Consider the following 21,855-nt stretch of genomic DNA (forward strand, 5'->3'; position numbering starts at 1 on the left):
CGCATTGTCGCCCGTTGAGCCGTCTGCGCAAGGGTGTAAGCACCGGCCTTGCCGCGGGAACCTTCCTGACCCTTGCCGCCTGCTCGGGTGGCGGGTCGTCTTCCGTGCCGGGTGTGGGCGGCATTCCGGGTGTTTCGGGAGGTCCGGGCGCACATGATGTCGGGCTGATCCTGCCGCTGACGGGGCGCAATGCCGCTTATGGTCTGCGGATGCGCGATGCGGCGAAGCTGGCCCTTTCGGCCCAGGGATCGCCTGCGCTGGACGTGCATGACACGAATGCGCCGGGTGGGGCCGAGCAGGCGGCCCGGGATGCGCTGTCACGTGGTGATGCCATCCTGCTGGGTCCCCTGACCGCGACGGAAACGTCTGCCTCGGCACCGCTCGCCGTCAATGCGGGCAAGCCGGAGCTGGCGTTCACCAGCGACTCCACACAGGCCCGTCCGGGCGTGTGGGTCATGGGCCTGACGCCGGAGCAGCAGGTGCGCCGGATGGTGGATGCCGCCCGGGCGACGGGACGCAGAACTTTCGCAGCTTTCCTGCCGGACAACGCCTTCGGACATGCGATGGGTGACGGTCTGGCACGGGCCTGCCGCGATGCGGGGCTGAAGGAGCCGCAGATCGTGTTCCATACGATGGACGCGCAGAACATTGATGACGGTCTGAAGACCCTCTCCGCCATCGAGACGCGCCAGCCCGTCGCTCCGGCGCCTGCGCCTGCAGATGTCCCGGCTGGACCATCCGCGATCGATCCGACGGGTGAGACTGCGGCCAACCCGACAGGGGCGGCAGAAACGGGCGCGACGCCGCCAGCCATGCCAGCCGCAACTCCGACGCCGGCACCTCAGGCCGTACCGGTTCCGCCGCCGCCATTCGATGCGCTGGTGCTGGCTGATACGGGGCTGGAACTGGGACGTGTCATTACGGCGCTTCAGGCGGATCATATCGATTCGTCGCAGGTCCAGATCATGGGGCCGGCGTTGTGGAAGGCGTTTGACGGCAAGCTCGGTGCGCTGCACGGCGCTTGGTATGCAGCGCCGGATGCGCATGACCGTATGGGCTATGTCGCGCAGTACCGGGCTCTGTACAAGCAGGCGCCGTCACCCGTCACGGATTTCGCCTATGACGCTGCGGCTCTGGCGGGAAGCCTGATCCGTCAGGGTGGTGTGACGACCGAAGCGCTGACGCGGCCAGATGGTTACATGGGTGTGGACGGGCTGTTCCGCCTGAGGCCGGACGGGCATGTCACTCGGGCACTGGCGATCTATCAGATCCAGCGCGGCGGTGGTGCCCGCATCGTTGTGCCGGCTTCGCGGGATGTGGCGATCCGTCCCAGCTGAGACGATCTTTTTTCAAAAGAAAAGCGCGTCCGTTTTCTGAACGGCGCGCTTTTTTTGTGTCTGGTCGAGGAAATCCGGGCGCAGGGTCAGGCAGCGCAGGTTTCGGCGAGCGGCAGAACCGGGCGGATGACATGCAGGGCGAGCTCGAAGCTGGCGTAGCTTCCGAGTTCGTGGTCACGGATCTGGTCGATCAGCACCCAGCGCATGCCTTGGGGTCGCAGCATATAGGCCGGATCGGGGTTTTCGCGGACCCAGACCAGAACATGATCGACGGGGGCCGTGCCATCCACATTGACGGTGTCATGGGCGGCCGGAGCAATTTCGGCATCGAAGACACCCATCCGCTGTCCGGCTTCCAGCCAGCGCAGCAGGTACTCGCGGTGACGGGGGAGAAGGCCCTGACGCAGAGGTACGATGTTGCTCGCGTTGCGGCCATGAGAGAGGTCGTGAAGGTGAGCCACCTGCGCCATCAGGAAGTCCTCATCATAAAGCCGGGCAAGGCACCCGGGTCGTGGTGATGAGTTCAGGCTAGGGTCCGCAAGGCACGTTTCACAATCTTTAATAACGTCTGGAGACGGTTTTGCGACATAAACCATCCCTACTGTGACAAATCTGCCATGCTCTCAGTGCATAGCTTAACACTGTGTTGTCATATTCCGGTACAGGGATTTGTCCCAGCGGCGGTGCAGCCAGAGCCAGGAACCCGGAATATCGCGGATCCATGATTCGAGACGGTCATTGAACAACTGCGTGAGGACGAGAACGTCCTTGGCACGGTTGTCCGTTTTCGTCGGCATGAAGGGCGCATCCACGACCAGCACGAGTCTCGCCGGACCATCACGGCGGACATGTCCGGTCACGATCAGGGCGTCATGCCTCAGGGCGAACACGGCTGCGGCGGAGGCCGTCATGGTGGGGCGACCGAAGAGCCTGGCCTCGATCCCGTCATTCATTTTCTGATCGCCCAGCACGCCCAGATTCCCGCCTTTGGACAGATATCTCAGGGCTGCACGCGCGCCTTTCGCGCCTTTGGGGAACATGGGCACATCCTGTCCCATCGCGTCCTGCCGGAGCCTGTGGATCAGACGGTCAACGCCGGGATTGCTGGCCGCGCGGTAGAAGGACGCAAACGGCATGCCGTAACGTGCCACGACGGGCGGCATGAGTTCCCAGTTGCCGATATGGCCCGAGAAAAAAATGACTGGCCGACCCGAGGCTCTGGCCGCTTCGAGATGCTCCGCGCCTTCGACGCTCCATCCTGCACCGGAGGGCGTGTTCTGTTTCAGGCGGCTGATATGGGGGAACTCACCTACCGTGCTCCCCAGATTTTCCCAGCAGTCGCGGACGATGCGACGACGCGCGGAAGCGTCATATTCCGGCAGGGCGAGCTGAAGATTCCGGTCTGCGACTTTCGAGACGGGCAGCAGCGGTCCGACCGTACGCGCTACAAATCCGCCCAGACTGGAAGAGGCTGCGGGCGGGAGGGCGCGGATCGCGGCCAGAAGACCACGGACCAGAAGGGTTTCCGCGCGATACAGGAAAGACGTCACGTGTCGGAAAACAGCAGATCGAGGAGGCGTTCGGGGGATTTCGGGTCGGCCCAGAGCAGCTCTACGCCGATGACCTTCACCTGCGTACGGAATGGGAATGGGAGTTTCACGGCGTCCTTGGCGGTCGTGACCAGCGTGGTCCCCGATTCCCGACTGAGGGCTTCGAGACGCTGGATGTCACGGGGCGTATAGAAATGGTGATCGGGGAAAGGAAGCGAACGGATGGGGGCCACGCCTGCGTCCCGGAGCATGTCGAAGAATTTTTCCGGTCGACCAATGCCTGCAAATGCCACAATACGCCGTCCCTGAAGGGGCCGGATTTCGGGGCCGGGCACCAGTCTGGCCTGCGCGGTCAGGAGATGTGGCGGGAACGTCGGGATCAGGTTGTGCCGGTCATCCCCCATGACGACGACTGCCTGGGCGCGGGCAAAGGCATCGGCCACCGGTTCGCGCAGGGGACCTGCGGGCAGGACGCATCCATTACCGAAGCCCGTGACGCCGTCCACGACAAGAACGGAGACGTCCTGATGCAGTGTCGGGTTCTGGAAACCATCATCCATGACGAGGCAGTCCGCGCCCTGGGAGATGGCGAGGCGGGCGGTTTCGGCACGGTCGGCCCCGATCCAGGTCGGGGCGCTCTGTGCGAGGAGAAGCGGTTCGTCGCCCACGTCGCGGGGCGTGCTGCGGCTCGGATTGACGCCGATCGGGCCACGTTCGCGGCCACCATGGCCCCGGCTCAGGATATGGGGATAATGGCCGCGCTCCCTGAGACGCTGCACGAGATCGAGGGTGAGGGGGGTTTTACCGGTGCCGCCCGTGGTGATGTTGCCGCAGCACAGGACCGGAACGGAGGCATGAAAGGTCGGCTGTCTGAGGCGGCGGCGGGTGAGTGTTGTGGCGATGAAGGAAAACGGCCGCAGGAGACGGGCGGCGATGCTGCGGGTGGGGCGCAGCCAGAAACGGGGTGGGCGACGCGTCATCGTTCAACCGTTTTCAGGATGCGGTCCCGCAGGACGCTCACCACGAAGCGCTGCAATCCCGTTGTCCTGACGGGCGGGAGAGGGGATTCGAGCCATCGTGTCAGACACTCCACATCGTTCACGATATGGATTGTATCAGAAACAGTAGCCATTGCCTCCCGCCAGTTCTCCATTTTCGGCCCCGTAGCTGTGGGAATGCCCAGACGCAGCGGCTCGAACGGGTTGTGGCCGCCGCCCTTTCCGGCAAGGGAATTGCCCAGAAAACAGCGGTCTGCCAGACGGTAGAGCAGCCCCAGTTCGCCCAGTGTGTCGGCCAGCCAGATCGGTGTCTGCGGGGTTGGATCCTGACCGGCCCCCCGGCGGGGCAGGTCAAAGCGGGCTGCCAGCTCCGCACCACGGGCGGGGTGTCGCGGGACGATGATGGTCAGCAGATCGGGCTGGAGCCTGCGGGCTCTTTCAGCGGCCTGAAGGACAAGTTCTTCCTCGCCCGGATGGGTGGACGCGGCGACGAAAACCGGACGGTCGCCGATCAGGCTCTTTAGCCGGGCATATTCCGTCTCGTTATAGGCCAGTGGCGGGGCGTCCTGCTTGAGGTCGCCATCTTCATAGACCGGGAGAGCCCCCAGAGCCCGGAAGCGGGCTGCGTCTTCGGGGCCACGGGCTGCCACCCAGGACAGGCGCTTCATCATGCGGCGCGCCGGGTCTCCCAGACGGGTCCACAGACGGGCCGAACGGTCCGACAGACGCCCGTTGACGAGCATGACCGGGATGTCGCGGCGCGAACAGGCGGCGATGATGCCGGGCCAGAGTTCGCTTTCCACGAATATGGCGCCTTCCGGCTGCCAGAGGTTCAGGAAACGCCTGAGCCAGCGTGGTACGTCATGGGGGATGAAGCGGTGGATGATCCGCTGCCCGTAGAGTGGATGCCGGGCCACGATTTCGCTGCCAGTAACGGTTGCGGTCGTAAAAAGAATGCGCATCTCGGGCCGGGCCTCGAGCAGGGCTTCGGCCAGGGGCAGGGCGCAGAGCGTCTCACCGACGCTGGCGGCATGGATCCACAGAAGCTGCCCCGGGGGGCGGTGGCCCCGTCGTGGTCCCGTGCGTTCCAGTCCCATGCGCTCGCGCAGACGGCCGGGGAGTTCACGTCCGCGATGCAGACGGATGCGCAGCATCACCGTCAGGGCCGGGGCCATGAGGGTTCCGGCCACACGCCACAGACGGTCCGCCAGATTGGACTGCCGGTGCCGCACCACGCTCTCGGCGCGCAGCGAGACGTCGTTCAGGGCATTCTGAAGGAGTGCAGCATCGGGTTGGAACAGGGGTTCGCCCATGATGAGGGCGCCACGTCCGAACGGCAGCGGAAAAACCAGTCCGTCCCATGACGGCAGGCGCAGACTCGTGCTGGCCATCCCGACAGGAACGACCGCACAGCGCGCGAGACGCGACAGGGCGACGGCGCCGGGCTGGACCAGTTCCGCGGGGCCGCGCGGTCCGTCGGGTGTGATTGCGACTATGGAGCCGGCTTCGAGCTCCTTCAGCGCCGTGCGCAGAACGGCCGCGCCACCCTTGTTCTTGCCCTTTTTGCTGGAAGATCCGTGGATGCCGATGATGCCCCACGGGCGGACGACATCGGCGATCAGCATTCCGTCCGGATTGCGGGAAATCAGTACCCGCAGTTCCAGACGGGGTTCCAGTGTCCGCGCCCAGAACCACAGGGCCGGGCTGAGTGTCAGCGAGCGGTGCCAGAAGGCGACGACCGTACCCTGCGCCGGGGTTGTCAGGGTTTCGAGGGCGCGGGGTGAGCCACTGACCTGCCAGCGTGTGGTGCGCAGGCAGGTTCCCAGCCACAGGCGCAGGAGGCGCGGAAACAGGGTCATGCCGTGTCGGGTAGCACGCGGCGTTACAGGCGGCAAAGGTTGGAAAGGCTTTCCCGTAAGGTTCTGCCCGTCACGGCGCCGGATGACGGACTTCCAGGGACGTGAAGGTCACCTGCGCCATGTCGCCGTGGCAGGGCATGTGCCATCCGGTCTGGCCGGCGACGGCTTCGAACCACATGACAGGCGCCGTCGCGGCCGCGGGCATTGCGAGCACGCTGCGACTGCCGTTGACGACAACGACGAGCGTTCCGTTGGGACGCGAGGAGATGGCATAGCTGACATTGCGGTCCGGATAGATCGTCCCGGCGACAATGTTGCGGGTCGAACTGCCATCATGGACGGTGACGGTTACCTGTGAGCGATGGCCGTTTGCGACGAGTTCCACGACGGGGCCATGCGGGCTCTGGATGCGGCCGATGATGACGCGCTGGTCGCTGGGCCAGGTATCGATATGCAGGCTGGCGTTCATGTCGGCCGGGGTCTGCTGGAAATACCAGGCCGTGCCTTCACGCAGGACCGTCGCGGGGGCCGTCTGCCCCCGGATGGCAGGCTGAAGCCCGTCCGTCCGCAGGGTGATGGCGCCTGTTGCCGGGTTCTGCTGATAGAACGGGCTGTGATAGCCGGTTGCGAGCGTGGTGCCCGGAACAAGGCGCAGTTTCAGTCGTGCCTGCGGCTCCTGAAGGGTGAAGCTGCCTGCCTGTGGCGCAGAGCGTGTGTCCATGGCCGATGCTGGGAGCAGCGCGGTACCTGCCATTGCGAGGGTCAGGCAGGTTACGCAGAGGAGGCGGGACAGGGACATGGCGGTTCCTTCAGATCGGCAGGCAGGTGTGAACAAGGCGTTTCAGCGGCTCATGAGAACGGTGAGCTGCGCCTGTTCCAGAATGTGGCGGGTGACACCGCCCAGAATCATCTGGCGCAGACGGGAGTGGGAATAGGCGCCCATGCCGAGCATGTCGGCATTGAACTCCGTGGCCGCCTTCAGGAGCCCCGCGCCGATGTCACGGTTGACGGCCTCGAACTCGCGGGACGTGGCAGAAATGCCGTGCATCCGCAGATAGGTCACGACTTCATCCGCGCCCGGTCCGCGACGCTGGTAATCCTGACAGGTCAGGACCTGCACGCCTTCGGCCTTGTGAGCCCAGGGCAGGATGCAGCGCAGGGCCAGCGAGGCTTCGGGTGTGCCGTTCCAGGCGATGGCGATGCGCTTGCCGACCGTCTTCGGCGGGGCTGGCGGGGCAATCACGAGCGGGCGTCCGCTGTCGAACAGGATGGCATGCAGCGTTTCGGAGGCGCGGGGATCACCGTCCTTGGCGAGGTTCGGGACCAGCGTCATGTCGGCAAGGCGCGAACGCCACGTCAGGGAATCGTGCTCTGTCCCGTTGAGGACATCAAGGCTGGCACTGACGCCATCGCCCGCGGACGAGCCGATTTTCGAGGGCTCGACGCGGCGGATGCCATGCTCGTGGATGAAGGCATCGAAGGCCTTGCGGATTGAGATCGCGCGGCGCTGGGCCTCGGTCGTGGCCGTGTCGATCATTTCATTGACCATGCCGGCCGAGATGCCTTCGCCAGCCAGCGTCGCGACTTCGGACGGGTCCGAGCCGACCACGACAGCGGACAGATGGGCATCGAAACGGCGCGCGAAATCCAGCGCGACCGACATAACGGCTTCGAGGTCACCGGAGCCGTTCAGGGGGAGAAGGATATTCTTGATGTCGATAAGCATGGGTCAGGGCTCCCCGGCCAAAATCTGCAGAACGTCGTTATGATGTATTTACGGATAAAGTCGCGTGACGTTCCATCCGTTTCCGTCACGGGTCCACACGGCTCTGTCATGCAGGCGGTAGGGGCGATCCTGCCAGAATTCGATGGCTTCGGGCAGAACGCGGAAGCCCGACCAGTTGGCGGGACGGGGGATCGGACCGTCGCCGTATTTCCTATCCACGGCCTTCAGGCGTTCCTCGAAGGTGCTGCGGTCATCCAGCGGGCGCGACTGGTCGGACGCGATGGCGCCAAGGCGGGACATGCGCGAGCGGCTTGCGAAATACGCATCAGCCTCGGTGGTGCTGACGGCTTCGACCGGGCCTTCGATCCGGATCTGGCGGCGGAGGGATTTCCAGTGGAACAGCAGGGCGACATGCGGGTTGGACAGCAGTTCGCGTCCCTTGCGGCTTTCCAGATTGGTATAGAAAACGAAGCCACGCTCATCCACACCCTTGAGCAGGAGCATCCGGACGGATGGCCGTCCGTCAGGCGTCGCGGTTGCCACGGCCATGGCGTTGGGATCGTTGGGCTCGGATTTCTCGGCATCCGACATCCAGGCCGCAAACAGGGCGAAGGGATCGGCCTTCAGGTCAATCAGGGGGATGTCGGACATGGGAGTCTCCTTGTAACTGGATTGGCGGAACAGGCATGACGCGGCAGGAGCGACGCAGACCGGCTCGCCAGTGTGAAGATCATAACGCGGATGGCACGTTCCAGCCATCCGGCCCGCTATGGAAACAGTTTAGGTGCTCCGCTCACATCGCGCCTTGATCTGGGACAGCATGCGTCGTCGCAGCAGCCCACTGACGGGGCGGATCACGAGCCAGTAGGGCAGGAAGCACCGCCGGACATGGGAAGTGGGGCACAGAATATGTGTCTGCGTAACAAGACGCGTCCGTCCCCGCGTGGCTGGCCCTGTCATAAAAGACAGGATCAGGGTTGCAACAGAAGCATCCCTGTCGCCGAGAAATTCCATGGATGTGTCAAAACGGCGCAGGCCGTAATTCGTCTGCCAGAAAGCGCCTTTCAGCCCGTAGATCAGACTGCGATTGGTCTGGGAAAGGAGCGTGAAGTCCTGAAGCTCCAGAGGCGGCGGAGAGGGCGCGCGCAGCAGGCGGGCAGGCAGTCCACGCAGGTAAAGAGCGGGGCGGAGGAGCGCATCGTCCCCCAGGCGATAGTGCCGCACGCCGTTCAGGACGGTGGCGGGTCTGGCGCGGATCAGAATGGAGTGTCGTTCGGAAAAATCGAACGCTTCCCTGGTGGCGCAGGCGGATTTCGAACGCATGGGCAGAAAATCCTCAGCGGCGGAGTGATGCCTTAATGCCCTGTCAGGGGGCAAAAAACGGCGCAATCGTCGCAAAGTCTTGTCTGTAACGGGCGCTTGTGCAACCACGGCCCTCAATACGCCAACGCGATTCAGGAAATCACCATGTCTGAAACGGAAGACAACATCCCGGCTCCAGTGACCGGCACGCTCATGAAGGGCAAGCGCGGTGTGATCATGGGTGTTGCCAACAAGCACTCCATTGCCTGGGCCATTGCCAGCGCCTGTGCCGCACAGGGTGCGGAACTTGCTTTCACCTATCAGGGCGAGGCGCTGGGCAAGCGCGTCCGTCCGCTGGCTGAGAGCGTGGGTTCCTCGCTGGTCCTGCCGTGCGATGTGAGCAATGACGACGCCATCAACGCGACGTTCGACGAGATCGAAAAGAGCTGGGGCAAGATCGACTTCGTGCTCCATGCCATCGCTTTCGCCGACAAGCAGTATCTTCGCGGCCGCTATATCGACACGCCGCGTGATGCGTTCCTGCAGGCCATGGACATCTCCTGCTATTCCTTCGTGGCCGTCGCACGCCGTGCGTCCGCAATGATGAATCCGGGTGGGTCGTTCCTGAGCATGACCTATCTCGGTGCCGAGCGCGTCATGCCGCATTATAATGTAATGGGCGTGGCCAAGGCGGCTCTGGAAGCCTCCGTGCGCTATATGGCTGCCGATCTGGGCCGTGACGACATTCGCGTGAACGGGATCTCCGCGGGCCCGATCATGACGCTGGCCGCCAACGGGATCAGCGATTTCCGCTACATCCTGCGCTGGAACCAGCTCAATGCTCCGATGGAGCGCAACGTGACCCTCAAGGATGTCGGCGGTTCGGGCATGTACCTGCTCTCCGACCTGTCCAGCGGTGTGACGGGCGAGATCCATCATGTGGATTGTGGCTACCACACGGTCGGCATGAAGAACCCGGATGCTCCGGATATCGCAGCGGTCGGTTCCGGGAACTGACATGTCGGACAACAGCTTCGGGAAGCTCTTTCGCGTCACCACCTGGGGTGAGAGTCACGGACCGGCCATTGGCTGCGTCATCGATGGCTGTCCGCCCCGCCTGAAGCTGTCCGAAGAGGACATCCAGCCCTGGCTCGACCGTCGTCGTCCGGGGCAGTCCCGCTTTACCACGCAGCGTCGGGAGCCGGATCAGGTCCGGATCCTCTCAGGCGTGTTTGAAGGCCAGACGACCGGCACGCCCATTTCGCTGATGATCGAGAATACTGATCAGCGGTCGAAGGATTACGGCGATATCGCAACCCGCTATCGCCCCGGTCATGCCGATATCGCCTACGACATGAAATACGGCATCCGCGACTATCGCGGGGGCGGACGGTCTTCGGCACGCGAGACGGCCATGCGGGTTGCGGCGGGTGCCGTGGCGCGTGTGCTGCTCAGAACGCTGGTGGGTGAGGGCGTGAAAATCCGTGCCGCCCTGACGGGAATCGGTGGTCAGACCATCGATCCGTCCCGCTGGGACTGGGACGAGGTCGAGCGTAATCCGCTGTGGTGCCCGGATGCGGACTCCGTGGGGCCGTGGGAGGCGCTGCTCGACTCCATTCGCAAGGATGGATCGTCGATCGGGGCGACTGTCGAAGTCGTGGCGGAAGGCCTGCCTGCGGGACTCGGTGCGCCGGTCTATGGCAAGCTCGATGCTGATCTCGCCGGTGCCATGATGGGTATCAATGGCGTGAAGGGCGTCGAAATCGGGGACGGCTTTGCTGTGGCTGCTTTGCGCGGTGAACAGAATGCCGATCCGATTGCGCCGGGACCGCAGTTCGCATCCAACCATGCCGGCGGCATTCTGGGCGGGATCTCGACGGGACAGCCCATTGTGGCCCGTTTTGCGATCAAGCCGACCAGCTCGATCCTCACGCCTGTTCCGAGCATTACGCGCGACGGCGAGTCTGTCGAAGTGATGACGAAGGGGCGGCATGATCCCTGTATCGGCATCCGGGCCGTGCCGGTTGCTGAAGCAATGATGGCCTGTGTGCTGGCCGACCATCTGCTGCGCGATCATGCGCAGTGTGGCTGGGGGCGTTAGGCCCCAGCCTTCGGTACAGACGCCTCAGCTTTCGAATGTGGCATCAAGGGTGATCTTGGCTTTGATGACCTGTGACAACGGGCAGCCTTCCTTGGCCTTGTTGGCAATTTCCAGAAACTGCGATTCCGATGCACCGGGAACCTTGCCACGCAGGGTCAGGTGAGACTGGGTGATGGCGAAGCCTTCGCCGGATTTGTCCAGAGACACCGTGGCTTTCGTTTCCAGGGAGTCGGCCTTGAAGCCAGCCTGCTCGAGCATCATGGACAGCGCCATGGTGAAACAGCCGGCATGGGCCGCGCCGAGCAGCTCTTCGGGATTCGTGCCGGGCTTGTCTTCGAAACGCGTATTGAAGCCGTAGGGCTGATTCTGCAGGGCGCCGCTCTGCGTGGAAATCGTGCCTTTGCCGTCCTTGAGACCGCCGGTCCAGTGGGCTGAGGCTGTCTTCTTGATGGTCATGGGTCAATGCTCCGGAATGTTAGGGTCCTCTCTCAAACGTGGTCCGTTATGGATCGTTGCCCGGACTGGCGATCACGAAATTTCTCCATCCTGTGACCCGGGGCACACACCTGGGCGTGAGGGGAGAGGAGAAGTCTGGGGATAACAGTGAGGTAGCGGCAGTTTTCTGCGATCAGCACTATATATAGGGACATTAACCATTCCGTGCCCTAGATATGGGATAGGTTCAATTCACAGCTCTTCCGATTTTGCAAGCGAACTTCGTGCTTGCGGTCGGGTTCGGAGTGATGGAAATGAGTGCTCAAGAGTTCAAAAATAGATGCCCGGCGGAGAGAGCGATGACCCTTCATGACGTGACGATGGACGTGTCCGAAAAGGCTGATCGCGCGCATGACGTGCGTCCGCCGCTCGACCATCCCATCGGTGAAGCACCGCTTCCGGGTGATGCCGATTCCGCGGACATGTTTGACGATGTCGTGCAGCTTCCGGGCCATCATGCCGTGCGGGTGGATCGTTCGCGCGACTCCCTGTTGACGGATTTTGGCAAGGCGACTCTGAACAACCGCTACCTGCTGCCGGGTGAGGACTATCAGGCGCTTTTTGCGCGTGTGGCCTCCTATTACGGCGCGGATGCTGGCCATGCGCAGCGGATCTATGACTACATTTCCCGGCACTGGTTCATGCCCGCGACGCCTGTGCTGTCCAATGGCGGTACCGAGCGCGGTCTGCCGATCTCCTGCTTCCTGAACGAGGCTGAGGACAGCCTCTCGGGAATCGTGGGGCTGTGGAACGAGAATGTCTGGCTGGCCTCCAAGGGTGGCGGCATTGGCTCTTACTGGGGCAATCTGCGCTCCATCGGCGAGAATATCGGCCGCAATGGCAAGACGTCCGGCGTCATCCCGTTCATCCGCGTCATGGACAGCCTGACGCTGGCCATCTCGCAGGGTTCGCTCCGTCGTGGTTCGGCGGCGGTGTATCTGCCGGTCTGGCATCCGGAAGTGGAAGAATTCGTCGAGATGCGTCGCCCGACGGGTGGTGATCCGAACCGCAAGGCCCTGAATCTGCATCACGGCGTGCTCGTGACGGACGCTTTCATGCGTGCGGTTGAGAATGACGAGGAATGGGCGCTGCTGTCCCCGAAGGATCACAGCACGATCCGCAAGGTTTCGGCGCGTGGTCTGTGGATCCGGATCCTGACGGCGCGGATGGAGCAGGGCGAGCCCTACATCATCTATTCCGACCATGTGAACCGCGCCCGTCCGGAGCATCACAAGCTGGCCGGGCTGGAAGTAAAGACGTCCAATCTCTGCGCCGAAATCACGCTGCCGACCGGAATCGATCATCACGGCAAGAACCGCACGGCCGTCTGCTGCCTGTCCTCGCTCAATCTTGAGACCTGGGACGAGTGGAAGGATGATCCGCAGTTCATCGAGGACGTCATGCTGTTCCTTGACAACGTGCTGCAGGACTTCATCGACCGTGCACCCGACGACATGGCGCGTGCGAAGTATGCCGCCGCGCGTGAGCGTTCGGTTGGCCTGGGCGTGATGGGGTTCCATTCCTTCCTTCAGGCCCGGATGATTCCGTTCGAGTCCGTGATGGCGAAGGTCTGGAACCGGAAGATTTTCGAACACATCCGCAAGCAGGCCGATGCCGCGTCGAAGCATCTGGCGGAAGTGCGGGGTCCGTGCCCCGATGCTGCCGAGTATGGCTTCATGGAGCGCTTCTCACACAAGCTCGCCATTGCACCGACGGCTTCGATTTCCATCATCACGGGCAATGCCAGCCCCGGCATCGAGCCGATCAGCGCGAATGTGTTCCTGCAGAAGACGCTTTCGGGTTCCTTCTCGGTGCGCAACCGCCATCTGAAGAAAATTCTGGAAGAGCGCGGTCATGATACGGACGAAGTCTGGTCGGCGATCACGCTGAACAAGGGCTCCGTGCAGAACCTCGACTTCCTGACGCAGGACGAGAAGGACGTCTTCAAGACGGCGTTCGAACTCGACCAGCGCTGGGTTGTGGAACATGCTGCCGATCGTGCGCCGTTCATCTGCCAGGCGCAGTCGGTGAACCTGTTCCTGCCAGCCGACGTCCACAAGCGGGACCTGCACCAGATCCATTTCCAGGCGTGGAAGAAGGGCCTGAAGTCCCTGTACTACTGCCGCTCCCTGTCCGTGCAGCGCGCGGATGCCGTGTCCAACCTCGCGGTGAAGAGCGACATTCTGGAAGACGAAAAATACGAAGCCACGGCTCAGGCCGCTCCGCGCGGCGAGATGAGCAGCGGCGATTACGAAGAGTGCCTGTCCTGCCAGTAATGGCGGGATGCGAAAGGACGCAATCATGAGCGACACGACCCCGACAACCGGTTCTCAGGGCGAGCAGCATTTCGACCTGATGACTGCCAACCCGGTCTACAAGCCCTTCCGGTATCCCTGGGCCTATGATGCCTGGCTGACCCAGCAGCGCGTCCACTGGCTGCCGGAGGAAGTGCCGCTGGCTGATGACGTGAAGGACTGGCACCGGACGCTGACGGAAGCCGAGCGTCATCTCGTGACGCAGATCTTCCGCTTCTTCACGCAGTCGGACGTGGAAGTGAACTCCGCGTATATGAAGTATTACAGCCAGGTCTTCAAACCGACCGAAGTGCTGATGATGCTGTCGGCGTTCTCGAACATCGAGACGATCCACATCGCCGCGTATTCCCATCTTCTTGATACCATCGGGATGCCCGAGACCGAGTATTCGGCCTTCCTGAAGTACAAGGAGATGAAGGACAAATACGATTTCATGCAGTCGTTCAACATCGACAACAAGCGTGAAATCGCCAAGACGATGGCAGCCTTCGGGGCGTTCATGGAAGGGCTTCAGCTTTTCGCATCTTTCGCGATCCTGCTGAACTTCCCGCGCTTCAACAAGCTCAAGGGCATGGGGCAGATCGTGTCCTGGTCGGTGCGTGACGAGACGCTGCACTGCCTGTCCATGATCCGCCTGTTCCGGACTTTCGTTCGCGAAAACAGCGAAATCTGGACGCCTGATTTCCGTGAGGAACTGACGCAGATCTGCCAGACCACGGTTGAACATGAAGATGCGTTCATCGATCTGTGCTTCGAAATGGGGCCGGTCGAGGGCATGTCCTCCGAGGACGTGAAACGTTACATTCGCTTCATTGCCGATCGTCGCCTGACGCAGCTTGGTCTTGATCCGGTCTATGGGCAGGAAAATAATCCGCTGCCGTGGATCGACGACATGCTCAATGCTGTCGAACATGCCAACTTCTTCGAGAACCGTTCGACCGAATACTCTCGTGCGTCCACGTCCGGGACCTGGGAAGAAGCGTTCGAAGGCAACGTCTTCAGCTAAGACCCGATAGGGGGAAGCCTAATCCTCGGGCAGGGCTTCCCCGTCGCGCAGGACGCGCTCGGCCGCAGGTGTAAAGCGGCCGTCTGCTTCGTGGAGGATCAGCCCGGCTCGCAGTCGGAAAATGCCACGGCCTCCATGCACCGCGCGGACCAGAACCAGCTTCGCTTCACGTCCCGCCTTAGGCCAGAAGGGATAGAACTGGATCGAACCACATCCATTTTCCAGCAGGGTCTGACAGGCCCGGTCCGCAACGGCGGTGGACAGGACAAAGGTCAGTGTCCCGCCCGGCAGGACCCATTTCGTCAGGGCGCGGATCCACTCTTCTGGTGCAGTTGTCTCCGCGCTCAGGGCCAGACGGCGTCGGCTGTCGGGCGACGGTGTCCCTGAAGGGCTGTGCCACGGCGGATTGGCCATGACGTGATGGAAGCGGCCATTCGCAGTGGGTGTGAGAGCACGGAGGCTCTGGGGGATAGCCGGCAGATGGGCCTGAAGGATCCGGAGTTTAGGGATGCCGCCCGAAAGCAGGTTGTTGCGGATATTCTGTTCGGCCAGGGCCTGTGTCTCAGGATCGGACTCCAGCCCGACTCCATGCACATCTGGGATACGGGCCGAGAGGCAGAGCAGGGCAGCTCCTGCGCCGCAGCCGCCTTCCAGGACCGTTTCGCCAGGTCTTGCGGGGATCGAGGCCGCCATGAGGACAGGCTCAAGGCCGGTCCTGTAGCCTTTGGCGAACTGGTCGTAACGCACCCGCCCGCCCATCAGGAAACCCGCTTCCCGGGCGGGGGCAGGAGGGACAGACAGGTTCCCGATAAAGGACTGCGGCGGGGGCAATGGGTTGACCGTCTTCCTGCTGCCGCTCATATGATCTTCCCAACCTGTCGTCCGGCGTTACATGGTCCGTTCGTTCTTCCTGCGACAGGAGAGAAAGAACGGGGCTACGCCACATCATATCGTGCCCGTGCGGTCCTGGGCCAGTCTCCGGGTCCGTTGCGGGAACTGGAGTAATCACCCTTGGATTCTGCCGCACCGGACGTTTCTGCGACCGTTGAGAAAGCTGTGGTCAGGGATGCAGGGGGCGAGAGCGCCCTTTCCGCTCTGTCCGCCTACCTGGAACAGGACATGCAGGCCTGCAACCGTGCCATCATCGCGCGGATGGAGAGCCCGGTCCCGCTCATTCCGCAGCTTGGCGCCCATCTTGTCGCAGCTGGCGGCAAGCGTCTGCGACCCCTGCTGACACTCGCCTCCTCCCGTCTGTGCGGCTACCAGTCGACTCCTGAAAACCAGCGTCATGTCGGCCTCGCCGCCTGCGTGGAGTTCATCCATACCGCCACACTGCTTCACGATGACGTGGTCGATGAGAGCAACCTCCGTCGGGGGCTGGCCTCGGCCAACGCCGTATTCGGCAACAAGGCCTCCGTTCTGGTGGGCGACTTCCTGTTTGCGAGGTCGTTCCAGCTGATGACGGCGGACGGGTCGCTTAAGGTCATGGCGATCCTGTCCGATGCTTCGGCAACCATTGCCGAAGGTGAAGTTCTGCAGATGGTCACGCAGAACGACCTGTCCACGCCGGTTGATCGCTATCTTGAAGTCATCCATGGCAAGACGGCGGCCCTGTTCGCTGCGGCCTGCCGTGTTGGCGCGGTTGTCGCGGATCGGCCGGAAGCGGAAGAGCTCGCACTGGACCGTTTCGGGACCAATCTGGGCATGGCGTTCCAGCTGGTCGATGATGCGCTGGATTATGCGGCCGACCAGCAGGTTCTGGGCAAGACGGTCGGCGATGACATGCGCGAGGGCAAGATCACGCTGCCCGTTCTGGCTGCCTACGAAGCCGGCTCTCCCGAAGATCGCGCTTTCTGGGAGCGGGTCATTGAAAAGGGTGAGCAGACGGAAGCCGATCTGCCGCATGCCCTGGCCCTGATCGAGAAGACCGGTGCCATCGCAACGACGATCGCTCGCGCGCAGGCCTATGCTGCCGAGGCTGTCGATGCGCTGTCGATTTTCCCGGACAGTGAACTGCGTCGTCTTATGACGGAGACGGTCCAGTATACCGTCGATCGCGCACGCTGAGGCGCTCTGAAATGCCCTGTTCCTGAGTGGACAGGGCGTTTTTTTCAGGCTTCCACCATGCTAGGTGCGAGAGCCGCAAACACATCCCATTGCGAAAAACCGAGTCTTTGCGCTGCAGCTTTCAACCTTGCGGCGTCCTGTGGTGCGCAGGTCATCAGAAGCCTGCCGGGTCGGGACGGTGCTGAGGAGCAGGGTGCCTTCTGAAGGACAGTCTGGACCTGCCGTGCGACTGCGGGGGCGGGGTCCAGCCAGGTGATGCCAGGGGGAGACAGGCGCTCGAAAGCATCCATCAGGAATGTGTAATGTGTGCAGCCCAAGCCCACGGTGTCGATCTCGTCGCCATGAGGCTGACTGAAAAGGCAGGTCAGTTCGTGCTGTACGTCTGAATCTGCGATGACCTCACCCAGAAAGGCGCGCTCTGCCAGATCCGCCAGCCGGCGTGCACCATGGGTGATCAGGCGGCAGTCAGGCGCAAAATCGCGATGAAGCTGGAGGATGTAAGGGCGTCTCGCCGTGGCCGACGTCGACAGCAGACCGATGACCCGGCTCTCGGAAACGCGCCCGGCCCAGCGGATCGGTGGTACACAGCCGACTACGGGAATGTTCAGGCGCTGCCGCAGGGCAGGCAGGGCAATCGTGCTGGCGGTGTTGCAGGCAATAACCAGAACGTCGGGCTGAAGACGCTCGCAGGCTGCGACCAGAAGGCTGACAATCCGGGAGGTCAGCAGATCGTCAGGCTGTTCGCCGTACGGGAACAGGGCCGTATCGGCGAGATAATCGATATGCAGGGCGGGGAGGAGGTCGCGCAGGGCCTGCACGACACCCATCCCGCCAATGCCGGAGTCAAAAACCAGACTCCGGCCAGCTGGCACAGATGCGCCAGTGGTCATCAGGCTTCGGCTTTGGCCTTGAGAGCCAGCGCCTCTTCCGCGCTGCTCACGCCGCCATGCTTCCTGGACCAGCCGCATGGGTCTTCCAAGAAGCGGCGGACTTCAGCGCTGTCTTTTTCGGAGAAGTAGTCGCCACCGGCACAGGCTTCCAGAACGTCCCACCAGGTGCAGAGCGAATGCAGCGAGATGTCCATGTCCGCCAGCGTCTTGTGAGCGCCGGGGAACACGCCATAAAAGAACACGACGAAAGTGTGGTTCACAATGGCGCCTGCGTCACGCAGGGCATTGGCGAATCGGATCTTGGACGCACCATCCGTCGTCAGATCCTCGACCAGCAGGGTGCGCATGCCTTCAGGCACATCGCCTTCGATCTGCGCATTGCGGCCGAAGCCCTTGGGCTTTTTGCGGACGTAGGCCATCGGCGTCATCATCCGGTCCGCGATCCAGGCGGCGAACGGAATACCGGCGGTCTCGCCACCCACGACGGCATCGATGCTTTCATAGCCGATGTGACGGCCGATTTTCTCGACGGCCAGTTCCATGATCTTGGTGCGCGCACGCGGGAAGAAAATAATCTTGCGGCAGTCGATATAGACCGGGGACTTCCAGCCGGACGTCAGGGTGTAGGGCTCTTCCGGACGGAAGTTGATGGCCTTGATCTCAAGCAGGATACGGGCCGTGGTGAGGGCCGCGTCACGGTCCCACTGGGTGCGGCCCGCCATCGGGCTTTCGGCGAACTGGGTCATGCTTGTCTCCGCTGACGTCGTTTTCTCGTGGTTTACCGGGCTGTCGTCGGGAAGGGTAGGGGCAATATGTTCCGCCTCCGGGCTGTGTGAACTTTATCGCGCGCCTGTCAGTGTCATCGGTCCCATCGATCTTCGTGCTTGCATGGGAGCGTCCGGAGTTCTAGGGAGAGATATCGATATTCATTCTCATTTACGGCAGGAACAGAAGTGAGCATAGAGACCCGTCGGATCGGCCGGAAATGCGAACGTGCTGTTGTGACGGCCTATCAGGAACTGCGTGAAGTCGGCCAGCCGGACATGCAGGCCTTTGCGGCCTGCACGACGCTGTATCGCATCCACCATCCCGAATCTTCCGTGAAGGAAGCACGCCGCCTCGTGGCCGAATGGATCGACCATCACGTCGTCCGTCAGGCCCGTGGCCAGACCCCGGGCTGCGACTGCTGAACTTTGCGGAGGCGCTTCAGCGCCTCTCGCTCATGGGGACGAAACTCCGTTCTGCCGCACCGATATAAAGCTGCCTCGGGCGGCTGATGCGAACGGACGGTTCCTCGATCATTTCCTTCCACTGACTGACCCATCCGACTGTCCTCGCGACTGCGAACAGTACCGTGAACATGCTCTTGGGAATTCCGAGAGCCTTCAGGATCAGTCCGGAATAGAAATCCACATTCGGATAGAGGCGGCGGCTGACGAAATAATCGTCCTCGGTCGCCACGCGCTCCAGCTCCATCGCCAGATCCAGAAGCGGGTCGCGTTTGAGGCCAAGCTCCTCGATGACTTCGTGGCACGTCGCCTGAAGGATCTTCGCGCGCGGATCGAAATTCTTGTAGACGCGATGGCCAAAGCCCATCAGGCGCACGCCGGAATCGCGGTTCTTGACTTCGTTGAGAAAGGCCGGGATGCCCTCGCGCGTGCCGATGGTTTCCAGCATGCCGAGCGCGGCCTCGTTGGCCCCCCCATGTGCAGGCCCCCACAGGGCGGCAATGCCGGCGGCAATGCAGGCATAGGGATTTGCGCCGGTTGAACCCACAAGGCGGACGGTTGTCGTGGATGCGTTCTGCTCGTGATCGGCATGCAACAGCAGGATGCGGTCCATCGCGCGGGCCAGAACGGGATTGACGCGGTAATGGTTGCCGGGCCGGGCGAACAGCATGTGCAGGAAGTTCTCGGAGAACGACATTTCTTCATCGGGATAGATGAAGGGTTCGCCGATGGAATATTTATAGGCCCAGGCTGCGATGGTCGGGACCTTGGCGATCAGCCGGCGGGCCGAGAGATCCCGGGCTTTTGGCTCCGAAATGTCCAGACCGTCATGATAGAAGGCCGAGAGCGCACCGACCGTTCCGCAGAGGATCGCCATGGGATGCGCATCGCGGCGGAAACCGTTGAAGAAGTTCCGGATCTGCTCGTTCAGCAGCCGGTGTGTATTCATGTCCGTGCGGAACGCCTGATACTGCGCGGCTGTCGGCAGCTCGCCATAAAGCAGCAGATAGGCCGTTTCGGTGAAGCTGGCGTTGAGGGCCAGATCCTCGATCGGATAGCCACGATGCAGAAGGACGCCCTTGTCGCCGTCAATATAGCTGATGGCGCTGGTGCAGGTCGCGGTGCTGCCAAGTCCCGGATCGAAGGAGAAGACGCCCGTTTTCTGGGACAGGGCGCGCATGTCCACGACGTCCGGACCGATCGTTCCTTCCAGAAGTGGAAACTGACGGCTGAGGCCATCGAGACCAAAGGTTGCGGAACGGTTTTCGGACATGCAGCTGATCACCCGCCTGAAATGTAAGAATGTTGTTTTGTTTTATCTCTGAAAGGTTTTTTATGTCCAGAGAGACCCTCTGGACGCTCTTTCAGGGCTGGAGGAGCGTAATGGGCTGGATCGTGGACGGTCGGACATCCAACCACTGCCCCGGAACGCCCAGAACCGTCAGGCCAGCTAGGGGATAAGATCGGTAGAGCGTGGAAAACCGGGCGCTCTGAAGGGCAGGACCGAGAAGATCGCAGGCAAAGTCGCCGATGGTCGGGTTATGGCCGACGATCAGCAGGCTCTCGACGGTTTCCGGCGTGGCGTGAATGAAGCCGTAAAGATCGGCAGCCGTTGCGGAATACAGACTGTCTTCGATTGCGAGTGATGCGGCCGTGTCAGAAGTGGCGAGAACGCCCTGCGCGGTCTGTCGGGTGCGGATGGCTGGGCTGCACAGGATCCGGATGGGGGAAGGCAGGTCCAGCGTGGAAAGCTGTCTGCCAATGCTGGCGGCCTGCTCCTGTCCTTTCGGTGTAAGCGCACGGGCGCGGTCACCCTTCTCCGTCAGGACATGGGGGACGGCCTCGGCGTGGCGCAGAAGCAGGAGGCGGCGCATCAGCCTTCCGATGCCCGGCGGGCATCTGCGGCGATGGCTTCGTGATGGCGGATGACCTCCCGGATGACGAAAGCCAGGAACTTCTCGGCGAAATCCGGATCCAGATGGGCATCGCGGGCAAGCTGGCGCAGGCGTTCGATCTGGCGTGTCTCCCGGGATGGGTCGGCCGGCGGGAGATGGGCGCGGGCCTTGAGCTTCCCCACTTCCTGCGTACAGCGGAAGCGCTCTGCCAACATGTGGATCAGGGCGGCATCGATGTTGTCGATGCTTGCGCGCAGGCGTTCGAGTTCGGCCAGGGCAGGATCGGAGCCAACCGGCTTGGATGTGTGAGGCATGTTGGAGGGCTTAGGGCTCATTCAGATCGATCCATGCAAGATGGCCACCTTTTCCGGCACCGAGATCGGTAAAGACGGCCGTACCACCCAGACGACCCGTCCGGCGCCAGGGGCGTCCGTCGGTCGAGCGGCGGTCATGGCCGACATAGACCGTCATCCCTTCGGGGATGCGGTTGATCCAGGTCAGGCGGCGTTCGGGATAGCCATCCGGCTGCATGCGGCCGGTGGTTTCACCAAAAAGAGCGCGGGACAGCGGCGCGGACATCTCGCCCAGACCCGGCACAGGGGAATGCGAGAGCATGGCCGTATGAAATCCGCCATGCACGAACAGGGAGCGGCCGATCCGCAGCCATGTGGGTGCCTGATCGATGGCCCTGTAGGCGCGTTCGGGAAGCCCCTCATATTCCGGCAGCGAAATCTGGCGGAGCGTTTCCTCAAGCGGCGGATCGCGCCTCAGGCGCCGGCCTTCGAGGGCGCGGCCAAGCTTGCGGTCATGGTTGCCGAGAATGAACAGTCCACGCTGCTGCTCCAGAAGTTCGAGCATCAGTTCCATCACGCCGGCGCTGTCGGGGCCGTGATCAACGAGGTCTCCGAGCTGGATGACAAAGCGGTCGGTTGCGGTGGCATGGCGGAAAGCGTTGAAATCACCATGCACGTCTCCCACCACGCGGATGCCGTGTTCACGGATTCGCATCATGACGGGGTCGGGAAGGGGTGGATCAACAAAGATGGCGCGTGCTTTCCGGTTTTCCTTCTATCAAAGGGCCAGAA

At 62.5% G+C, this 21,855-nt stretch carries 23 protein-coding genes; 7 read left to right on the top strand and 16 right to left on the bottom strand.

Translation table 11 applies throughout. The features are described from left to right. The first annotated feature begins 14 nt into the window (after positions 1-14). Entirely contained in the window at positions 15-1,337 is a 1,323-nt protein-coding gene (locus KP701_RS04630) for a penicillin-binding protein activator (protein ID WP_215746007.1), read from the top strand. 86 nt (positions 1,338-1,423) lie between these two features. Here KP701_RS04630 and KP701_RS04635 read toward each other — a convergent pair whose 3' ends face one another. The 8 genes from KP701_RS04635 to KP701_RS04670 form a co-directional block, all read right to left on the bottom strand. After that, a complete protein-coding gene (locus KP701_RS04635; protein WP_024716772.1) occupies positions 1,424-1,807 on the bottom strand; it encodes a hypothetical protein in 384 nt (127 codons plus the stop codon). A 165-nt stretch (positions 1,808-1,972) separates the two neighbouring features. After that, positions 1,973-2,887 (bottom strand): lauroyl acyltransferase, encoded by a 915-nt coding sequence (locus tag KP701_RS04640; RefSeq protein ID WP_215746009.1) that lies wholly within the window; start codon positions 2,885-2,887, stop codon positions 1,973-1,975. Beyond that, positions 2,884-3,867, bottom strand: coding sequence for a tetraacyldisaccharide 4'-kinase (gene lpxK / locus KP701_RS04645; RefSeq protein WP_215746010.1), 984 nt, complete (start codon positions 3,865-3,867; stop codon positions 2,884-2,886). The genes KP701_RS04640 and lpxK overlap by 4 nt, the downstream gene beginning before the upstream one ends. Further along, the gene (locus KP701_RS04650) at positions 3,864-5,744 is read right to left on the bottom strand and encodes a glycosyltransferase N-terminal domain-containing protein (protein ID WP_215746012.1); all 1,881 of its coding nucleotides are present in this window, start codon (positions 5,742-5,744) and stop codon (positions 3,864-3,866) included. Before KP701_RS04650 ends, lpxK begins: the two co-directional genes overlap by 4 nt. Positions 5,745-5,814: 70 nt before the next feature. Further along, a complete protein-coding gene (locus tag KP701_RS04655; protein WP_215746014.1) occupies positions 5,815-6,543 on the bottom strand; it encodes a polysaccharide lyase family 7 protein in 729 nt (242 codons plus the stop codon). A 42-nt stretch (positions 6,544-6,585) separates the two neighbouring features. Then, positions 6,586-7,470 (bottom strand): universal stress protein, encoded by an 885-nt coding sequence (locus KP701_RS04660; protein ID WP_215746016.1) that lies wholly within the window; start codon positions 7,468-7,470, stop codon positions 6,586-6,588. 48 nt (positions 7,471-7,518) lie between these two features. Next, positions 7,519-8,121 carry a pyridoxamine 5'-phosphate oxidase gene (gene pdxH, locus KP701_RS04665; RefSeq protein ID WP_215746017.1) on the bottom strand — a complete coding sequence of 201 codons (603 nt, stop codon included), beginning with the start codon at positions 8,119-8,121 and terminating at the stop codon, positions 7,519-7,521. A 129-nt stretch (positions 8,122-8,250) separates the two neighbouring features. Then, positions 8,251-8,793, bottom strand: a complete 543-nt coding sequence (locus KP701_RS04670; RefSeq protein WP_252345402.1) for a hypothetical protein — start codon at positions 8,791-8,793, stop codon at positions 8,251-8,253. A gap of 144 nt (positions 8,794-8,937) precedes the next feature. Between KP701_RS04670 and fabI the strand changes: the two genes are divergently transcribed. Together fabI and aroC are read left to right on the top strand one after the other, a co-directional pair. Next, positions 8,938-9,789 carry an enoyl-ACP reductase FabI gene (gene fabI, locus KP701_RS04675; RefSeq protein ID WP_011253503.1) on the top strand — a complete coding sequence of 284 codons (852 nt, stop codon included), beginning with the start codon at positions 8,938-8,940 and terminating at the stop codon, positions 9,787-9,789. 1 nt (position 9,790) lies between these two features. Further along, complete coding sequence (gene aroC / locus KP701_RS04680; RefSeq protein ID WP_215746019.1) at positions 9,791-10,873, top strand: chorismate synthase; 1,083 nt, start codon at positions 9,791-9,793, stop codon at positions 10,871-10,873. 24 nt (positions 10,874-10,897) lie between these two features. On the opposite strand, the gene KP701_RS04685 is transcribed toward aroC, so the two are convergent. Further along, positions 10,898-11,329: an OsmC family protein gene (locus KP701_RS04685; protein ID WP_215746021.1), complete on the bottom strand. Its 432-nt coding sequence runs from the start codon at positions 11,327-11,329 to the stop codon at positions 10,898-10,900. Positions 11,330-11,790: 461 nt separating this feature from the next. Here KP701_RS04685 and KP701_RS04690 point away from each other — a divergent pair, with 461 nt between their 5' ends. Continuing rightward, on the top strand, positions 11,791-13,644 hold the full coding sequence (locus tag KP701_RS04690; protein WP_371818895.1) for a ribonucleoside-diphosphate reductase subunit alpha: 1,854 nt from the start codon (positions 11,791-11,793) through the stop codon (positions 13,642-13,644). A 25-nt stretch (positions 13,645-13,669) separates the two neighbouring features. Then, complete coding sequence (locus tag KP701_RS04695; RefSeq protein WP_215746024.1) at positions 13,670-14,689, top strand: ribonucleotide-diphosphate reductase subunit beta; 1,020 nt, start codon at positions 13,670-13,672, stop codon at positions 14,687-14,689. Between the two features lie 18 nt (positions 14,690-14,707). On the opposite strand, the gene KP701_RS04700 is transcribed toward KP701_RS04695, so the two are convergent. Next, a complete protein-coding gene (locus KP701_RS04700) occupies positions 14,708-15,550 on the bottom strand; it encodes a tRNA1(Val) (adenine(37)-N6)-methyltransferase (protein ID WP_215746026.1) in 843 nt (280 codons plus the stop codon). 150 nt (positions 15,551-15,700) lie between these two features. Between KP701_RS04700 and KP701_RS04705 the strand changes: the two genes are divergently transcribed. Continuing rightward, positions 15,701-16,756: a polyprenyl synthetase family protein gene (locus KP701_RS04705; RefSeq protein WP_062456704.1), complete on the top strand. Its 1,056-nt coding sequence runs from the start codon at positions 15,701-15,703 to the stop codon at positions 16,754-16,756. Positions 16,757-16,800: 44 nt separating this feature from the next. Here KP701_RS04705 and KP701_RS04710 read toward each other — a convergent pair whose 3' ends face one another. Further along, positions 16,801-17,583 (bottom strand): aspartate/glutamate racemase family protein, encoded by a 783-nt coding sequence (locus KP701_RS04710; RefSeq protein ID WP_252345413.1) that lies wholly within the window; start codon positions 17,581-17,583, stop codon positions 16,801-16,803. Between the two features lie 62 nt (positions 17,584-17,645). Continuing rightward, a complete protein-coding gene (locus tag KP701_RS04715) occupies positions 17,646-18,392 on the bottom strand; it encodes an orotate phosphoribosyltransferase (RefSeq protein WP_153429790.1) in 747 nt (248 codons plus the stop codon). A 207-nt stretch (positions 18,393-18,599) separates the two neighbouring features. On the opposite strand from KP701_RS04715, the gene KP701_RS04720 reads away from it, so the two are divergent. Beyond that, on the top strand, positions 18,600-18,836 hold the full coding sequence (locus tag KP701_RS04720; protein ID WP_215746029.1) for a hypothetical protein: 237 nt from the start codon (positions 18,600-18,602) through the stop codon (positions 18,834-18,836). A 16-nt stretch (positions 18,837-18,852) separates the two neighbouring features. Here KP701_RS04720 and KP701_RS04725 read toward each other — a convergent pair whose 3' ends face one another. The 4 genes from KP701_RS04725 to KP701_RS04740 all read right to left on the bottom strand — a co-directional run bounded on the left by KP701_RS04725 (position 18,853) and on the right by KP701_RS04740 (position 21,781). Further along, positions 18,853-20,148 carry a citrate synthase gene (locus KP701_RS04725; RefSeq protein ID WP_215746031.1) on the bottom strand — a complete coding sequence of 432 codons (1,296 nt, stop codon included), beginning with the start codon at positions 20,146-20,148 and terminating at the stop codon, positions 18,853-18,855. A 91-nt stretch (positions 20,149-20,239) separates the two neighbouring features. Next, entirely contained in the window at positions 20,240-20,749 is a 510-nt protein-coding gene (locus tag KP701_RS04730) for a histidine phosphatase family protein (protein ID WP_215746033.1), read from the bottom strand. Then, positions 20,749-21,084: a chorismate mutase gene (locus KP701_RS04735; protein ID WP_062456796.1), complete on the bottom strand. Its 336-nt coding sequence runs from the start codon at positions 21,082-21,084 to the stop codon at positions 20,749-20,751. Before KP701_RS04735 ends, KP701_RS04730 begins: the two co-directional genes overlap by 1 nt. A 10-nt stretch (positions 21,085-21,094) precedes the next feature. Further along, positions 21,095-21,781 carry a metallophosphoesterase gene (locus KP701_RS04740; protein WP_215746035.1) on the bottom strand — a complete coding sequence of 229 codons (687 nt, stop codon included), beginning with the start codon at positions 21,779-21,781 and terminating at the stop codon, positions 21,095-21,097. Positions 21,782-21,855 lie beyond the last annotated feature (74 nt).

This window comes from Gluconobacter sp. P1C6_b, from assembly GCF_018811945.1.
In the GTDB taxonomy this organism is placed as follows: domain Bacteria; phylum Pseudomonadota; class Alphaproteobacteria; order Acetobacterales; family Acetobacteraceae; genus Gluconobacter.

Excerpts from the sequence above, each read along its gene's own strand:
- KP701_RS04635 (WP_024716772.1), bottom strand. The coding sequence starts at position 1,807 with ATGGCGCAGGTGGCTCACCTTCACGACCTCTCTCATGGCCGCAACGCG.
- lpxK (WP_215746010.1), bottom strand. The coding sequence starts at position 3,867 with ATGACGCGTCGCCCACCCCGTTTCTGGCTGCGCCCCACCCGCAGCATC.
- KP701_RS04650 (WP_215746012.1), bottom strand. The coding sequence starts at position 5,744 with ATGACCCTGTTTCCGCGCCTCCTGCGCCTGTGGCTGGGAACCTGCCTG.
- KP701_RS04655 (WP_215746014.1), bottom strand. The coding sequence starts at position 6,543 with ATGTCCCTGTCCCGCCTCCTCTGCGTAACCTGCCTGACCCTCGCAATG.
- KP701_RS04660 (WP_215746016.1), bottom strand. The coding sequence starts at position 7,470 with ATGCTTATCGACATCAAGAATATCCTTCTCCCCCTGAACGGCTCCGGT.
- pdxH (WP_215746017.1), bottom strand. The coding sequence starts at position 8,121 with ATGTCCGACATCCCCCTGATTGACCTGAAGGCCGATCCCTTCGCCCTG.
- KP701_RS04670 (WP_252345402.1), bottom strand. The coding sequence starts at position 8,793 with ATGCGTTCGAAATCCGCCTGCGCCACCAGGGAAGCGTTCGATTTTTCC.
- fabI (WP_011253503.1), top strand. The coding sequence starts at position 8,938 with ATGTCTGAAACGGAAGACAACATCCCGGCTCCAGTGACCGGCACGCTC.
- aroC (WP_215746019.1), top strand. The coding sequence starts at position 9,791 with ATGTCGGACAACAGCTTCGGGAAGCTCTTTCGCGTCACCACCTGGGGT.
- KP701_RS04685 (WP_215746021.1), bottom strand. The coding sequence starts at position 11,329 with ATGACCATCAAGAAGACAGCCTCAGCCCACTGGACCGGCGGTCTCAAG.
- KP701_RS04690 (WP_371818895.1), top strand. The coding sequence starts at position 11,791 with ATGTTTGACGATGTCGTGCAGCTTCCGGGCCATCATGCCGTGCGGGTG.
- KP701_RS04695 (WP_215746024.1), top strand. The coding sequence starts at position 13,670 with ATGAGCGACACGACCCCGACAACCGGTTCTCAGGGCGAGCAGCATTTC.
- KP701_RS04700 (WP_215746026.1), bottom strand. The coding sequence starts at position 15,550 with ATGAGCGGCAGCAGGAAGACGGTCAACCCATTGCCCCCGCCGCAGTCC.
- KP701_RS04710 (WP_252345413.1), bottom strand. The coding sequence starts at position 17,583 with ATGGGTGTCGTGCAGGCCCTGCGCGACCTCCTCCCCGCCCTGCATATC.
- KP701_RS04715 (WP_153429790.1), bottom strand. The coding sequence starts at position 18,392 with ATGACCCAGTTCGCCGAAAGCCCGATGGCGGGCCGCACCCAGTGGGAC.
- KP701_RS04725 (WP_215746031.1), bottom strand. The coding sequence starts at position 20,148 with ATGTCCGAAAACCGTTCCGCAACCTTTGGTCTCGATGGCCTCAGCCGT.
- KP701_RS04730 (WP_215746033.1), bottom strand. The coding sequence starts at position 20,749 with ATGCGCCGCCTCCTGCTTCTGCGCCACGCCGAGGCCGTCCCCCATGTC.
- KP701_RS04735 (WP_062456796.1), bottom strand. The coding sequence starts at position 21,084 with ATGCCTCACACATCCAAGCCGGTTGGCTCCGATCCTGCCCTGGCCGAA.
- KP701_RS04740 (WP_215746035.1), bottom strand. The coding sequence starts at position 21,781 with ATGATGCGAATCCGTGAACACGGCATCCGCGTGGTGGGAGACGTGCAT.